This window comes from Moritella sp. 24 (assembly GCF_018219155.1).
Taxonomy (GTDB): Bacteria; Pseudomonadota; Gammaproteobacteria; order Enterobacterales; family Moritellaceae; genus Moritella.
Genome location: NZ_CP056123.1, coordinates 2,384,353 through 2,399,750, shown reverse-complemented (window position 1 = coordinate 2,399,750; position 15,398 = coordinate 2,384,353). Strand labels below are relative to the sequence as shown.

General features: G+C 40.3%; 11 protein-coding genes. 6 read left to right on the top strand and 5 right to left on the bottom strand.

The window, feature by feature from the left end:
- Window positions 1-154: 154 nt before the first annotated feature.
- Window positions 155-1,999, top strand: a complete 1,845-nt coding sequence (locus HWV00_RS10730; protein WP_211681046.1) for a DUF1302 domain-containing protein — start codon at window positions 155-157, stop codon at window positions 1,997-1,999.
- A 67-nt stretch (window positions 2,000-2,066) separates the two neighbouring features.
- A complete protein-coding gene (locus tag HWV00_RS10725; protein ID WP_211686511.1) occupies window positions 2,067-3,443 on the top strand; it encodes a DUF1329 domain-containing protein in 1,377 nt (458 codons plus the stop codon).
- A gap of 83 nt (window positions 3,444-3,526) precedes the next feature.
- On the opposite strand, the gene HWV00_RS10720 is transcribed toward HWV00_RS10725, so the two are convergent.
- Window positions 3,527-4,054: a carboxymuconolactone decarboxylase family protein gene (locus HWV00_RS10720; protein WP_211681044.1), complete on the bottom strand. Its 528-nt coding sequence runs from the start codon at window positions 4,052-4,054 to the stop codon at window positions 3,527-3,529.
- Between the two features lie 145 nt (window positions 4,055-4,199).
- On the opposite strand from HWV00_RS10720, the gene HWV00_RS10715 reads away from it, so the two are divergent.
- Window positions 4,200-4,649: a MerR family transcriptional regulator gene (locus HWV00_RS10715; RefSeq protein ID WP_211681042.1), complete on the top strand. Its 450-nt coding sequence runs from the start codon at window positions 4,200-4,202 to the stop codon at window positions 4,647-4,649.
- A 41-nt stretch (window positions 4,650-4,690) separates the two neighbouring features.
- Here the strand turns inward: HWV00_RS10715 and mobB are convergent, their stop codons facing one another.
- The 4 genes from mobB to HWV00_RS10695 form a co-directional block, all read right to left on the bottom strand.
- Window positions 4,691-5,239 (bottom strand): molybdopterin-guanine dinucleotide biosynthesis protein B, encoded by a 549-nt coding sequence (gene mobB / locus HWV00_RS10710; protein WP_211681040.1) that lies wholly within the window; start codon window positions 5,237-5,239, stop codon window positions 4,691-4,693.
- Between the two features lie 154 nt (window positions 5,240-5,393).
- Entirely contained in the window at window positions 5,394-8,525 is a 3,132-nt protein-coding gene (locus tag HWV00_RS10705; protein WP_211681038.1) for a multidrug efflux RND transporter permease subunit, read from the bottom strand.
- An 11-nt stretch (window positions 8,526-8,536) separates the two neighbouring features.
- Window positions 8,537-9,646 carry an efflux RND transporter periplasmic adaptor subunit gene (locus HWV00_RS10700; RefSeq protein WP_211681036.1) on the bottom strand — a complete coding sequence of 370 codons (1,110 nt, stop codon included), beginning with the start codon at window positions 9,644-9,646 and terminating at the stop codon, window positions 8,537-8,539.
- A 306-nt stretch (window positions 9,647-9,952) separates the two neighbouring features.
- Window positions 9,953-11,668: a DEAD/DEAH box helicase gene (locus tag HWV00_RS10695; RefSeq protein ID WP_211681034.1), complete on the bottom strand. Its 1,716-nt coding sequence runs from the start codon at window positions 11,666-11,668 to the stop codon at window positions 9,953-9,955.
- Between the two features lie 236 nt (window positions 11,669-11,904).
- On the opposite strand from HWV00_RS10695, the gene HWV00_RS10690 reads away from it, so the two are divergent.
- The 3 genes from HWV00_RS10690 to HWV00_RS10680 all read left to right on the top strand — a co-directional run bounded on the left by HWV00_RS10690 (window position 11,905) and on the right by HWV00_RS10680 (window position 15,398).
- Window positions 11,905-13,419, top strand: a complete 1,515-nt coding sequence (locus HWV00_RS10690; protein WP_304610836.1) for a catalase — start codon at window positions 11,905-11,907, stop codon at window positions 13,417-13,419.
- A gap of 77 nt (window positions 13,420-13,496) precedes the next feature.
- Window positions 13,497-14,039 carry an ankyrin repeat domain-containing protein gene (locus HWV00_RS10685; protein WP_211681032.1) on the top strand — a complete coding sequence of 181 codons (543 nt, stop codon included), beginning with the start codon at window positions 13,497-13,499 and terminating at the stop codon, window positions 14,037-14,039.
- 144 nt (window positions 14,040-14,183) lie between these two features.
- Window positions 14,184-15,398, top strand: a complete 1,215-nt coding sequence (locus HWV00_RS10680) for an acetyl-CoA C-acetyltransferase (RefSeq protein WP_211681030.1) — start codon at window positions 14,184-14,186, stop codon at window positions 15,396-15,398.

Sequence of the window (15,398 nt, the reverse complement as noted above, 5' to 3'; positions counted from 1 at the left end):
CGCATAAAATATAGCATTGGCCTCGATTGACAATAATTTGGCGCGTTTAGCCTATACCTGACACTGTGTGACAAAAGTATTATGTGAATATAATACTTAGAACCTAATTGTTAACGGAATGAAAACAAATTAAAGGTGTAGCATGGATACTATAATGAAAAATATAACTCAGAAGAAATTCTTTAAGACAACACCAATTGCTCTTGCGCTCATTGTCTCTGGCTATACAGCCGCGCCTCACGCAGTTGAATTTAATTGGGGTGATGTAGAAGGGTCATTTAACTCTCAAATTACAGCTGGCTCAAGCTGGCGTGTCGAAGCACAGGATGCCAAAAATGTAGGTGTTGGTAACGGTGGTTTACCGGGTAATACACCGACAGGTGATGATGGTAATTTAAATTACGATAAAGGTGATGCGTTTACCCAAACTATTAAAGGTATTCATGATCTTGGTTTAACCTATGAAACCGAGGAGGGTACAACCTTTGGTGCGTTTGTACGTGGTAAATATTGGTATGACTACGCGCTTGATCAAAATGATGTGCACCATGGCAGTGGTACAAATGGTTATGTCGCTAACGAACCAATTAATGATGATGACTTTAATGATTTAACTAAATCAAAAGGTGTCGCATTACTGGATGCTTATATTTTCACAGGCTTTTATGTTGGTGAAATGGCTGTTGATTTACGTATTGGTAAACAAGTGGTTAACTGGGGGGAGAGTTCATTCATTCAAGGTGGTATCAATGCGGTTAACCCTGTTGATGCAGCTGCTTTCCGTCGTCCGGGTGCGGAAGTAAAAGAAGGTTTATTACCGGTAAACATGATTTTTGCCAATATAGGTTTAACGGATAACTTAAGCGTTGAAGCATTTTACCAATTAGAGTTTGAACCAACAGTGATTGACAGCTGTGGCACATACTTCTCGACAGCAGATTACTTAGCTGAAGGTTGTGATGTCTTAGTTGTTGATCCAGGTCTAGGATGGGTAGATAAAGGGTTATATGATACTGGTTTCTATGCCACTCGTGGAACAGATGAAATGGCATCAGATGATGGTCAATTTGGTGTGGCATTTAAATATTATGCTGAAAGTTTAAATGCAACAGAGTTTGGTTTGTACTATATGAACTACCATTCTCGCTTACCGTACGCGAGTGCAGAAGCTGGCTTAGCAAATACACTTGTACCTGGTCAAGGCTATACTTATGGGCAGGCAATTGGTAGTCCATTTGTTCCGGTTGGAACTGATTTAAGTGGACTGGGTATAACTGCAGAACAATATAACTCCAACTATCACACGGTTTATCCTGAAGATATCCAGCTATTTGGCTTAAGCTTTAATACAACAGTATCCGAGTGGGCTGTATCAGGTGAGGTGAGTCATCGATTAGATTTGCCACTTCAGATTAATGGTGCGGATTTATTAGCATCTGCTTTGACTTCAGATCCGCGTTCTCCGTTAACACCTGAATATACGCAGGCTGCAGCTGGTTCTACGGTGGATGGTTTCGATCGCTTCGACTATACCCAGTCGCAATTAACGTTTATCAAATTCTTCGATAAAGCTCTTGGTACAGACCGTATTACAACGGTTGCAGAACTTGGCTATGGTCACGTATGGGATTTACCTGAAGGCGACAATGATATTAAATATGGTCGTGCAACGGTGTATGGCACAAGTTTTACTACTGAAGATGATGGCTTTACTACATCAGACAGTGCTGGTTATCGTTTAGCTGTGAAAGCTGATTACCGTAATGTGTTCGCCGGTGTTGATTTAGCCCCTTCAGTTGCTTGGTCGCACGATGTTTATGGTTACAGCCCTGAACCACAAGGTACGTTCCAAGAAGGCCGTACTGGTGTGAATTTAGCACTTAAAGCAAATTACTTGAATATGTATTCTATGTCAGTGAGCTACACACAATTTGGTGGTGATTTTAATCCACTATCTGATCGTGATTATGTGTCTGCTGCTGTTGGTGTATCGTTCTAATATGTAATGAACAATTACATGGTTAATACGGATAGAACGAATAGAAGTTTAGAAAAGGATTTTAATGATGAAAGTTTTCAATAAAGCGTATAGCGTAGCAGCCCTTTCAGTGGCAATGGCATTCTCGGCATCAGCACTTGCAAAAGTAAGTGAAGCAGATGCGGCCAAATTAGGCAAAGAATTAACACCTGTAGGTGCTGTCACAGCAGGTAATGCCGATGGTTCTATTCCAGCGTGGACTGGCGGTATTACTAATGCCATTTTAGGTACAAATATTGGTAAAAATGATCGAGTAAGCAATCCATTTGCTGCCGATAAACCAGAGTTTATCATCACAGCGGCTAACGTGGATAAGTACAAAGATAACTTAACCCCTGGTCAATTGGCCATGTTCAAGAAATATCCTGATACTTATACGATGCCTGTATATGAAACTCGACGCAGCTTCGCACAGTCTGACGATATCTATGAAACAATTAAAGGCAATGCGTTAAATGCATCTTTGGCTGCTGGTGGTAATGGTCTGAATGGATTTAAAATTGCGATTCCATTTCCAATTCCAGAAAATGGTTTAGAAGTTATTTGGAACCATATCACACGTTATCGTGGTGGTCATGCGGAGCGTGTTATCACAACGATTCCGGTACAGCGTAACGGTGCTTACACAGCGGTGAAGGTGCAAGATAAGTTCTATATTCCAGAAGCGCTTAAAGGTGGCCGTGATGCGAAGAAAGATGACAATATCTTGTTCTATTACATGCAACGTATTATTGCGCCTGCACGTCTAACGGGGACGATTGCATTGGTACATGAAACAGTGGATCAGGTAAAAGAACCACGTAAGGCATGGATTTATAACTCAGGGCAGCGTCGTGTTCGTCGTGCTCCTAACGTATCGTATGATGGTGAAGGTATTGGCGTAGAGGGTTCTCGTACATCAGATAACTACGATATGTACAATGGTGCGCCCGACCGTTATGAGTGGACATTGATTGGTAAAAAAGAGCTGTATATTCCATATAACTCTTACAATCTTTCTTCAACGGATCTTGAATATAAAGATATTGTAAAACCGGGTCATATTAATCAAGAATACACGCGTTATGAAAAGCACCGTGTGTGGGAAGTACAAGCAAAAGTGAAAGATGGTCAACGCCATGTATACGCTCAACGTAACTTCTTTATTGATGAAGATAGCTGGCAGGCTGGTGTGATCGATCATTATGATGCACGTGGTAATCTGTGGCGTGTCGCTGAAGCGCATTCAGTTCAATACTACAATGCGGATGTTAACTGGTTTGCTGCTGAAACGCTTTACGATATTATTGCGGGTCGTTACCTCGTTACAGGACTAAATAACGAAGAGCGCAAAGGCATTCAATTTGATGTTAAAGCAAAACGTAAAGACTTCTCGACTTCAGCGTTAAAACGTATGGGCCGTTAATTTTATAGTTTACGATGATAGCGGGATATTGTGTACTGATTAAGTATTCAATATCTCGCTTTTTTATTGCCTGGCATGGAGTGTTAAAGGGTTTTTCTGCACACATCAAACGCAGTGTTAAACTTTGTTGTCATGTTTTGAAATACAATGATGGTGGTTAATTCAATGATCTCATCGTCATTATAGTACTGACGTAGTTGATCCATATGCCTATCTGTCACATGCAATGCCGTGTTTGTAATTGCATCTGTATAAGCCAACACCGCACACTCTTGTGGTTTGAAGTCTTCACAGTTTTGCCAATCTAATAACTTTTCTTTGTTTAGTCTCTCTTTTAGATTCTTTAATATTTTGGAGTCGTGTTCGATAGTAAACGCACACTGATTGAGTTGTGCAACACGCACACTTAATAGAGCATGAATATAAGGTTGAATAGGGGAGCTTTTTCTATTAATAGTTCGGTATAATAGAAAAATAGCAGTAAATAATTTAGGCCTACGTCCGAGTATTTGTGCTGGCTTTAAGGTTGTATTTTGATTTCTCGCGAGCAGCCATAAAAATGGGCGTATAAACCACGAGTATTGATTTGATTGTAGTTTGGGTATTCTCATCACTAACCTCAATGCATTGCAGTGTTTAGTTCGCATTACATAAGCTTTGCAACACTAATTATGGTTTAAATTAAGCAATAGGGTTAATTTGTGATAGATTATTCGTTGCAGAGTAAAACATAGTAATTAATAAGGGTTTAACTAAATGACGACGTATTATACCGCGGCTGATCTTTCCGAAGAGTTTTCGATCACGCGACGCGCTATCCGCTTTTATGAGACGAAAGGGTTATTGCAATCTGAACGTCGAGGACGGTTTATGTACTATGACTACCGTCAACGAGCGCGCTTAATTATTATTTTACGGAGTAAACGTTTAGGTATTAGTTTGGAATCTGCGAAGCATTATTTAGCTTTATATGATGATAAACCGGATAGTGCAACGCGTATGTTATACATGTTGCATCAGAGTCGAAGCCGTTTAAGCGAACTGCGTGAACAGCAGGTCGCATTACAAGAAAATATAGCTGAGCTTGAAAATCTTGAAAAAATAGCCATGACGGATTTAATGGCATGTGACTTAAATGTAGAGTCTAGTTATGAAGAGTATCTTAACGAGTTAACTGAGGTAGTGGCAGAAGAGCCAATTAAATAATCTGGCTCTGTTTGTTCGTTTAAGTAGTTTATATCACTGACTTAAGTAAGTATTTGTTGGCTGTATCGCACCACGAAATCACTTATTTCATCAATATTATTCATATCTAAATACGTTAATGTTTTATTTTTTAACGCTGTTTTATCAATCGCTGCATCCGTGGCGATTGCGATAATATGTTCGTCATTAGTTGCTAATACTGGTTTGCCTAAGCTAGGGCGGTGAAGCTCTATCTTGGTAAACGCCTCATGACGAAACCCTTCTACAAGTACCAAATCTAATTCATCGATATTTAACCAATTAAGCTGTGTAATTAATTGCGGCTCTTCAGGCTCATCTTGCTCTGCGAATAAAATGGTGCGGTGCGGCGATGCTAATACCATCTGACAAGCACCTGCTTTTCGTAGTTTATAGCTGTCTTTATTCGGGTTGTCCATTTCAATATCATGATGGCTGTGTTTTACCATGCCGACACGTAAGCCACGTTCAATCAATTTTGGTAGCAGCTGGGTTATTAATGTTGTTTTACCTGTGCCGCTGAAAGCAGCAAAGCCAAGTAATGGAATAGGGAGCTTATCTAAAGTGGGCATAATGAATACTCTGTAACAGAGTGAGAAGCATAAAATGAATATCACGTCTGACTTTAAAATGATGGCTAAAAAAAGAGGCCGCATAAGCGACCTCTTTAAATGAATATCTAATTATAATTGATTAGGACATGTTATTTTAGCCCTAATCAATGCACTAGCTTGCTGGTTTTTCTTCACAAGCTGCTGCTTTAGCACATTCAATCGCATGTTGTTTATCACTTTCTTCTAGCTCTTCGTCTTCAACGAAAATCGGTAATGGTTTGTGTTCAGTCGCAAGGAATGAATAAATTACCGGTAAGATGAATAGTGTAAACAGTGTACCAATAGCAAGACCAGATACAATTACTAGACCAATACTAAAGCGCTGTTCAGCACCTGCACCAGTAGCATACATTAACGGGATAAGACCCGCAATCATTGCCGCTGTTGTCATTAGAATTGGACGTAAACGTACTTTAGCTGCTTCAATTACCGCTTCTGTACGGCTCTTACCGTGATGTAACTGTTCTTCTTTTGCTACTTCACAAATCAAGATACCATGCTTAGTAATCAAACCGACGAGGGTAATCAAACCTACCTGAGAATAAATATTCATGGTTGATAAACCCCAAGCCAGTGATATTAACGCACCAGATACAGCAAGTGGTACAGATACCATAATAACTAAAGGATCACGCGCTGATTCAAACTGAATAGCCAGTACAAGGTAAATGATTGCCAATGCAAGCGCAAAGGTCATATACAAGGCACTACCTTCTGTTACAAACTGACGAGATTCACCCATAAAGTCATAACGATAACCTTTTGGAAGCATCGATGATGCAGTGTTTTCAAACCATGAGATCGCATCACCCATTGCAACACCCGGACTTGGTACAGCACCAATAGTTGCTGAGTTAAGTTGGTTGAAGTGAGGAAGTGAACGTGGTTCTGCTACAACATCAATCGTGATTAAGCTGCCTAGTGGTACTGCGCGGCCATCAGCTGCACGTACGTAGTAGCTATTCATTGATTCAGGATTCAAACGGTATTTACGTTCAACTTGAGGAATTACCTCGTAAGAACGGCCATTTAAATCAATACGGTTAACGTAACCGTCAGACATCATCGTACTCAGTGTAATACCAATGTCTTGCATGGTAATACCGTAAGCACCGGCTTTATCTTTATCAATGTTAATCTTCATTGTTGCAGAGTCGTAGTTAAGATCTAAATCCGAATACACAAATAATGAGTTAGATTGTACTTCTGTTAATACGTCACTCGCTACTTGGAATAGACTTTCAAAACTATTCGGTGTCGTAATCACAAATTGTACAGGTAAGCCAGAACCAGCACCTGGTAATTCAGGCATTTGGAAAGCAATAACTGACATCCCTGGTACATCTTTAACAAGTCCAGTAATACGATCAACAACTTCGCCTTGGCTTGCTTCACGTTCACTCCAAGGAACCATAGACGCAATACCAAATGCTTGGTTTGAGCTAGGTACACCAGAGAAGATCTGAGCGTAGGCAATTTCAGGCTGTTCGTTTAGCTTAGCGTTAACTTCACTCATTGAGTTTTGAATGTAATCCAAGTTAGCATTTGATGGTGCAGTACCCATCATCATCAATACACCTTTGTCTTCTGACGGTGCAAGTTCGCTTGGAATAAATTTGAACAGGAATGGCATAGCTGCAAATACGATAATAGCGAATGCAATCATAACCGGACGTTTGTGCATTACTGCACTGATCATTCTTTCATAACCGTTAGTCATACGATCAAGGAAAGCATGAACAATTTGTTCAAATTTGCTTGGCTTCGCATTGGCTAATAAGATTTTAGAACACATCATCGGAGACAATGTAAGTGCTAAAATACCAGAAATGAATACCGCACCAGCAAGGGTAAGTGCGAATTCTTTAAATAACGCACCCGTGATACCACCCATTAACGCAATCGGTGCATATACCGCACCCAGTGTTAATGTCATCGCGATAACAGGTACAGCAATTTCACGCGTACCAATCACAGCAGCTCGGAAAGGGGACTCTCCGAGTTTGATGTGCCGGTCAATATTTTCTAATACAACAATCGCGTCATCTACTACCAGACCAATCGCCAGTACCATCGCTAGCAGTGTCATTAAGTTCCATGAGAAACCAAACATCTGCATAACCATTGCAACACCGATCAAAGACAGTGGGATTGTCACGATTGGAATGATAACGGCACGCAGTGAACCAAGGAATAAGGTAATTACCACGATTACAATAAGTGCTGCTTCAATAATCGTTTTAATTACTTCTTTGATTGATTCATTGATCGCAACTGTTGAGTCATACATCACGTTCATGTTGATGTTAGTCGGTAAGTTACGCTCAAGTTCAGGTAATAGCTTTAATACATCAGCAGCAATGTTAATAGGGTTTGCTGTTGGTGCGGCGTTAACGGCAGCAACAACGGCTTCTTTACCATTTGCAGATGCGCGATAAACGTCATGGCTCTTCTCTAAAGACACTTTTGCAATGTCACTTAAGCGAATCACTTGACCTTTATCTGCTGATACAACAAGACGTTCTAGATCTTCAACACTACCTACTTGGGTATCGGCATTACCATTGTAAAGCACGAATTCACCAATAGCTTGACCCGTTGCAGACTGATAGTTATTACTATTCAGCACACCCATAATTTCGGTTGCGGTAAGGTCATACGCGGCCATTTTTAATGGGTCTAACCAAACACGTAGTGCGTATTTAATACCACCATACATGTCTACTTTAGAAACACCATTAATGGTGAACAGTTGCGGGTTGATTACACGATCAAGATAATCGGTTACCTGACTAGAAGAGAGTTCATCACTGCTAAAGGCAATATACATTACCGCCGTTGTTGAACCCGTAGACATTGTCACGGTTGGATCTTCAGATTCTTTTGGCAATTGTGAACGAACAGAGTTCGTTTTAGCCAAAATATCAGATAGTGCCGCATTCGGATCGGTATTTAGCTTCATCGTAATGGTAATTGTTGAACTACCTAATACACTTGATGAGGTCATAAAGTCGATATTATCGGCTTGGGCGACCGCTTGCTCTAAGGGCTGAGTAATAAAGCCTTGAATCAAATCGGCGCTGGCACCGTAGTAGCCAGTTGTTACGGTAACAACCGTATTGGTCATGTCAGGGTATTCTCGCACCTGCATTTTGAAAATTGCTTGAACACCAAGCAACGCAATCAAAAAGCTGATAGATACCGCTAGAACAGGACGCTTGATAAAAATATCAGTAAAGCGCATGTATCCTCCGATTAAAGCATTGGTGTTTCAGCTGGCACTGTCAATGTATCGTTTTCAATAATACGCACTTTCGCGTGATTACTTAAACGTACTTGACCTGATGTGACAATTTTGTCACCGGCTTTAACGCCTTCCAATACATGAGCAATTGCACCAATACGTTCACCCACTTTAACAACAGATTGTGTTACACGTAGATCACCATTTTCGTCTTCGTTAACAAGATAAACATTGTCACCGTAAAGCGTAAATGTGATTGCTGTTTGTGGTACCGTAATTTGATCTTCAACCGTTGGCAAAATTACATTCGCACGTGCAAACATACCTGAACGAAGTTGTGATTCGTTATTTGGAATATCAGCTTGGATTTGAATTAAACCACTTTGGAAGTTAACAGCAGGTTCAATCGCACTGATTTTACCGCTGAATGCCGTTTCTGGGTAAGAATCAACGAAAATTTCAACTGTTTGACCTATGTATACTTTTGAAATTTGAGTTTGCGGCACCGTAAAACGAAGACGCATAACGCTTGTATCTTCTAAACGAACGATTGATGAACCCGCAGATAAAAACTCACCTAAGAAAACGTTACGTAAACCAATTTCACCATCGAATGGTGCTGTGATTTGACGACGTTCAATTGTTGCTTTTTGGCTTTCGATATCAGCAAGTAATGAAGAGTAAGACGCTTCTGATTCATCTAATGCTTCTTTTGATACAGCGTTCTTTTTATAAAGCGCTTCATAACGTAAGAATTTAGATTTAGCTGCATTTAGTTTTGCTTGCGAGCTTTTCAGATTTGCTTTTTCTACTTCAGCATCAAGACTAACTAAAAGTTGGCCTTCTTTAACTTTTGTACCAGAATCAAATGAGATGCTATCGATTTTACCAGCAACTTCATTGGCAATATCGACACCTTGATTAGGTTCGATGAAACCAATTGCTTGAATTGTAGGAATCCAATCTGATGTCTTAGTGTCGACAACAGTAACAGGAAACTCAGGTTCTGGTCTGTTGGCCATAAATTCTGCAATCTTTTTTTGTTTGAAAAGATTAAAGCCAATCACACTGCCAAATAAGGCCAGCGCAATTAGTAACATGACGACGGTCCACTTTTTCATGATTTAATAAACTCCGAGATTTATATACGCGATATAAAAATGATGTAAGTTCTGAGGTGAGACTGAGCCGGTCTTATAAAAAACTACCATAGCTCGTTCAGATGATGTATTTGTTCTACTCATTCTAGATGTTAAATAAGCTCAATCAAGTCTTTTATAAATATTACAGCATTATTTACGTATATTTACCAAATAGGTAGTTTTACTAGTTTTTTGTGTTGACAACATTCGTAAAAGAGTGACAGCCGACTGTGTTAATTTTGGTCGTTAGCGCCTATTTTTAACTCGACATGACCATTAACGATTTTATTGCTGGTTAGCTTTACGATAATTCCCTTTATAATCGAAAATGCGATGTTCTATTTTCCAAAAGTACTTTTCCTTTTTTGCGATTACAAAATCGGGCGCTACAAACTGTTGAATATTAGATACAATCTGTTCTGCTGTTGTGGCTGTAACAGCTGAACCTGTGACCGTTCTAGAAAAAATACTTAAAAATCGCTGACGTTGTTTAGTATTACTAAAGTAGAAGGTTTCTTTGACTGTGTCTCCATCTTCATCGTGGTAGTGTACTTTGATTTTATCACCATCCGATTGAGCTGAAATACCCGAACAGCGTAGTACTTTTCGATCCTTTAATTGCAGTGCTTTTTTCAATTGATTATCGGGGTCAATCAGGTCTACGTGACATTGTTGACACTCTCTCGCGGCAATATCATTTTCGGCATTACACTGTGGGCATTGCTTGTATTTAAAACGATAGTTACATTGTTCTTCGCTGCCATTATTCGCTTCAATTAGCCCTTGGCAACGACGACCATAATGTTCAATGATGTCACCATCGGCATCTGTTATTCCCCAAAATAGATTGGCAAATTCACAACTCGGGCAAGGTACTTGTACTAGGTCACTATTGCTGTTCGGTTTAGTTGAACCGATTTCAGGTTGGTATAAGTCAAACCCATTACCTGCGTAATCAATAATTAGGCAATCAGTTTTGCCTTCAGCAAGGCGTAAACCGCGTCCTGCAATTTGTTGGTATAAACTCACTGAATCTGTTCGACGTAAAATGGCAATTACATCTACGTGTGGGGCATCAAAGCCGGTTGTTAATACTGATACATTAACGAGATACTTTACTTCTTTAGCTTTAAATTGGCGGATCAACTCATCACGTTCTTTAATTGTCGTTTTACCTGTGACAATTGCGGCTTGTCCATCTGGTAATTGTTTGAAGATCTCTTGTGCATGCTTAATGCTGGCAGCAAAAATCATAATGCCTTCACGGTTTGCAGCTAGTTCTATGAGTTGTTTACAAATTGCCTGTGTGACTCGTGGGGCCTTAGCTAAAAACTGATCGAGTTGTACTTCATTATATTCTTGTGGTAAATCATCAAACTGGTAACGTGCAACAGGTGCATCAATAACAGTTGGTGTTGTTAAGAAGCCTTTTTGCACCAAATAACGTAGTGGTAACTCAAAGATGCAACTCTCGAATGGCGTTTCATCTTCAGTTCTGACATATCCTTGATAATGTTTCTTATATATCCACCCTTTATCTAATCGATAGGGGGTCGCGGTTAAGCCAAGTACTTTCAGTTTTGGGTTGGTCTTTTTTAAATGGGCGATGACTTTTTGGTATTGGCTATCTTCACTTAAACTGACGCGATGGCATTCATCGATAATGAGCAATGAAAAGAAGCCATCAAATTTATCGAGGTTTCGACTAAGTGATTGAACACTAGCAAAGGTGGTTTTAAACCCGTCTTGCTTCTTACCGAGTCCCGCAGCAAAAATGCCTGCTTGAAAACCGTCATGTTCAAATTTACTGTGATTTTGCTCAACCAACTCTTTTACATGGGCAAGAATCAAAACGGGGTGTCGAGCAAGACGCGCCAGTTCGGCCAATACATGGCTTTTACCAGCCCCTGTTGGCAGCGTAATAACCGCGGGTTGATCTGATTTTCTAAAATGAGCTAAAGCGGCATCTACAGCAGCTTGTTGGTAATCGCGAAGAGGCATAGTTAATTTGTTTTGAGTATTTATTAGTGGGAGGATTATCAGTACTTAAGCGATAAAAGTCCAGTTTGATATTCATTTACATTGTCTATCACATTGATAGGGAGTGTCTCTTAGTTATTGTTTTAGATAGATTTTACCTTTTAATCGGTAAGGTTATAACGTATTAACAACGGAAGGTAATAACACTAGACTGCTCGCTTCAATAATATATATTATAAGTGTGAGTGAGTTATAAAATGAACTTTAATAAAAAGTATTTAGTGATTGCCTTAAGTATGGGCCTTGCCTTCAATGTCGCTGCAGAAACACTTACTCGAGATAATGGTGCTCCGGTAGGTGATAACCAAAACTCTATTACCGCTGGTTCAAACGGTAGTGTGTTATTAGAAGACGTGCAATTAATTCAAAAGCTACAACGTTTTGCTCGTGAACGTATTCCTGAGCGCGTAGTGCATCCCCGTGGTGCTGGCGCGCACGGTGTATTCGTGGCGACGACTGATTTTAGTGGTATTACTGCTGCGGCACCGTTTGCAGATAAAGGTAAAGAAACACCGGTATTTGTGCGATTTTCTTCAGTGATTCACAGTAAAGGTAGTCCTGAGACAGTTCGCGACCCAAGAGGTTTTGCCACTAAGTTCTACACAGATGAAGGAAATTGGGATCTGGTTGGTAATAATCTACCTGTGTTCTTTATTAGAGATGCAATTAAATTTCCAGATATGGTTCACTCGTTAAAACCATCACCAGTGACCAATATTCAAGACGCTAATCGTGTGTTTGACTTCTTTTCAAATGAGCCTGGTGCGATCCATATGTTGACGTGGGTATATAGTGACAATGGTACGCCTGCAAGCTACCGTAAAATGGATGGTTTTGGTGTTCATGCGTATAAGATGATTAATGAATCTGGTGACGTTAGTTATGTGAAATTCCACTGGAAGAGCTTACAAGGTATTGATAATTTAGATGCTGACGAAGTTGCTAAAGTACAGTCGAAGGATTTTCAACACTTAACACGCGACTTATACGATAGCATTGCTGCAGAGCAATATCCGCAATGGGACTTGTATATCAAGGTCATGAGCCCATCGGATCTAAATAATTTTGATTATAATCCGCTCGATGCAACGAAAGTGTGGGCCAATATTGCTGAAACGAAAGTTGGTACGATGACATTAAACAGAATGCCAACTAATTTCTTCCAAGAAACTGAGCAAGTAGCAATGGCCCCTGCGAACCTTATCCCAGGTATTGAACCGTCGGAAGATAGGTTGTTACAAGGCCGCGTATTTTCTTATTCTGATACGCAAATGTATCGTTTAGGTGCTAATCACCAGCAACTACCGATTAACCGTCCTGTGGTAAATGTGGTTAATTATAACCAAGATGGCGCGCTTAATACGGGGTCGACAATGTCTAATGTTAACTATCAGCCGAGTAGTGAAGGTGTTGTTGGAGATGAATCAGCACGTCACTCTACGCCATCGTTAACTGGTAATGTGCAGCAACGTGCTATTTATAAGCAATTAAACTTTACACAGGCGGGTGATCTATATCGTAGTTTCACTGAGCAAGAGCAGCGTAATTTAATCCGTAATTTATCGGGTGATCTTGGCTCTGTTCAAAATAGCGATGTTAAACATAAAATGCTGAGCTTTTTCTATAAAGCTGATACTGAATACGGTACTGAATTAAGCAAAGCGGTAAACGGTGATCTTGCTAAAGTTAAAAAGATGGCAATGAGTTTATAAGTGAACTAATACGATGCGAAAGGGAGTTCTTTAAAGGGGTCCTTTCGCATTTATCAAAATGAATTGAGTGCTAAAATATGCTAAACCCTAAAAACCTAATCCCACTATTATTTATTACTCCTATTTTATCTTTACTTGTCATCGTAAATTTACATGCCAGTGAATTACCTTTGCAACATGGTTATGAAGATCTAACCCCATATTACTATGCAGCAGCGAGAACAGGTGATAATGAGGTTGTAACTGAATTCTTGAATGCTGGTTTACCGATTGATATTAAAAATAATAAAGGGTATACCGCATTAATGCTTGCGACATATCATGGTCAAAAATCAGTTGTTAATACGCTGATTCAACGGGGAACGAATGTGTGTGCGAAGGACAATAAAGGTAATACAGCCTTAATGGCTGCTATTTTTAGGGCTGAGTTCACTATTGCAAAGACATTAATGAAAAGTGATTGTGATGCGAATCAGAAAAATAATGCAGGGCAGACTGCTGTTATGTATGCGACATTATTTGGTCGTAAAGAGCTTCGATTATTACTCATTGAACGTGGTGCTGATGTCGCGCTGGAAGATAACAGTGGTAACTCAGCGAGCAGTATTCAATTATATTGATAAGTACATGGGTTAAAGGTTCGTCAGTTGTTGTGCTATTGTTGTAGTAATGTATAACTTTTTGTTTGCATTAAGATACTCGTGTAACCAGTAGTAATAATTCACTTGATGACGCACTCTTTTATTTCTATCTAGGAGATAGTGATGATCCCGCAAGCATTCATTTATGACGCAATTCGAACCCCTCGTGGCCTTGGTAAAATCTCAGGTGCTTTACACGAAGTGAAGCCCGTTAATTTACTCGCTGATTTACTTAATCATCTATATGCCCGAAATGGATTTGATACTGATGCTGTTGACGACATTGTATTAGGTTGTGTCACGCCGATTGCTGATCAAGGGGCTGATATTGCTAAAACGGCTGCTCTGGTCGCTGGTTGGAAAGATAACGTTGCAGGTGTGAGTCTAAACCGATTTTGTGCATCAGGGCTTGAATCAGTGAATATGGCGGCAATGAAAATACGATCTGGTTGGGAACATCTGGTGATAGCTGGTGGCATTGAGTCTATGTCTCGAGTGCCGATGGGCAGTGATGGTGGTGCTTGGTCGATGGATCCTGAAACTAGTCTCGCTACAGATTATATGCCGCAAGGGATTGGCGCTGACCTGATCGCAACGCTTGACGGTTATAACCGTGAAGATGTAGATGCATTTGCTGCACGCTCTCACCAACGAGCTACAGCAGCTTGGGAACGTGGTGCATTTAATCAATCTGTCGTTCCTGTACATGATCGCAATGGCACGTTGTTACTGGATAAAGATGAGCTTGTTCGTCCAGATTGTACCGTCACTTCGTTAGCAAAACTTAATCCCGCTTTTGAACATCTTGGTCGAACTATTTTTGATAGTGTCGCTAAACGCCATTATCCACAAGTGGGACAGATTCAACATGTGCATACACCAGGTAATGCCTCTGGGATCGTAGATGGTGCCGCGTTAGTGCTCCTTGGTAGTGAAGAGGCTGGTAGACGATGGGGATTGAAAGCCAGAGCAAGAGTTGTTGCCACCGCAGTTGTCGGTTCTGATCCTACGATGATGTTGGCTGGTCCCGTTCCCGCAGCGAAAAAAGTATTGGCTGTTGCTGGGTTATCTATTACTGATATTGACCTGTTTGAAGTGAATGAAGCGTTTGCGGCGGTTGTTATGCGCTTCATGACTGAGCTTGATATATCTGCTGATATTGTCAATGTTAACGGCGGTTCTATTGCGATGGGTCACCCATTAGGGGCGACAGGTGCCATTATTTTAGGCACGTTATTAGATGAACTCGAAGCTCGTCATTTACAGCGTGGGCTTGTGACGTTATGTGTCGGTGGCGGCATGGGTATTGCGACAATTATTGAACGAGTAGAGGGGTAA

Excerpts from the sequence above, each read along its gene's own strand:
- HWV00_RS10715 (WP_211681042.1), top strand. The coding sequence starts at position 4,200 with ATGACGACGTATTATACCGCGGCTGATCTTTCCGAAGAGTTTTCGATC.
- HWV00_RS10680 (WP_211681030.1), top strand. The coding sequence starts at position 14,184 with ATGATCCCGCAAGCATTCATTTATGACGCAATTCGAACCCCTCGTGGC.
- HWV00_RS10720 (WP_211681044.1), bottom strand. The coding sequence starts at position 4,054 with ATGAGAATACCCAAACTACAATCAAATCAATACTCGTGGTTTATACGC.
- HWV00_RS10695 (WP_211681034.1), bottom strand. The coding sequence starts at position 11,668 with ATGCCTCTTCGCGATTACCAACAAGCTGCTGTAGATGCCGCTTTAGCT.
- HWV00_RS10705 (WP_211681038.1), bottom strand. The coding sequence starts at position 8,525 with ATGCGCTTTACTGATATTTTTATCAAGCGTCCTGTTCTAGCGGTATCT.
- HWV00_RS10725 (WP_211686511.1), top strand. The coding sequence starts at position 2,067 with ATGAAAGTTTTCAATAAAGCGTATAGCGTAGCAGCCCTTTCAGTGGCA.
- HWV00_RS10685 (WP_211681032.1), top strand. The coding sequence starts at position 13,497 with ATGCTAAACCCTAAAAACCTAATCCCACTATTATTTATTACTCCTATT.
- mobB (WP_211681040.1), bottom strand. The coding sequence starts at position 5,239 with ATGCCCACTTTAGATAAGCTCCCTATTCCATTACTTGGCTTTGCTGCT.
- HWV00_RS10690 (WP_304610836.1), top strand. The coding sequence starts at position 11,905 with ATGAACTTTAATAAAAAGTATTTAGTGATTGCCTTAAGTATGGGCCTT.
- HWV00_RS10730 (WP_211681046.1), top strand. The coding sequence starts at position 155 with ATGAAAAATATAACTCAGAAGAAATTCTTTAAGACAACACCAATTGCT.
- HWV00_RS10700 (WP_211681036.1), bottom strand. The coding sequence starts at position 9,646 with ATGAAAAAGTGGACCGTCGTCATGTTACTAATTGCGCTGGCCTTATTT.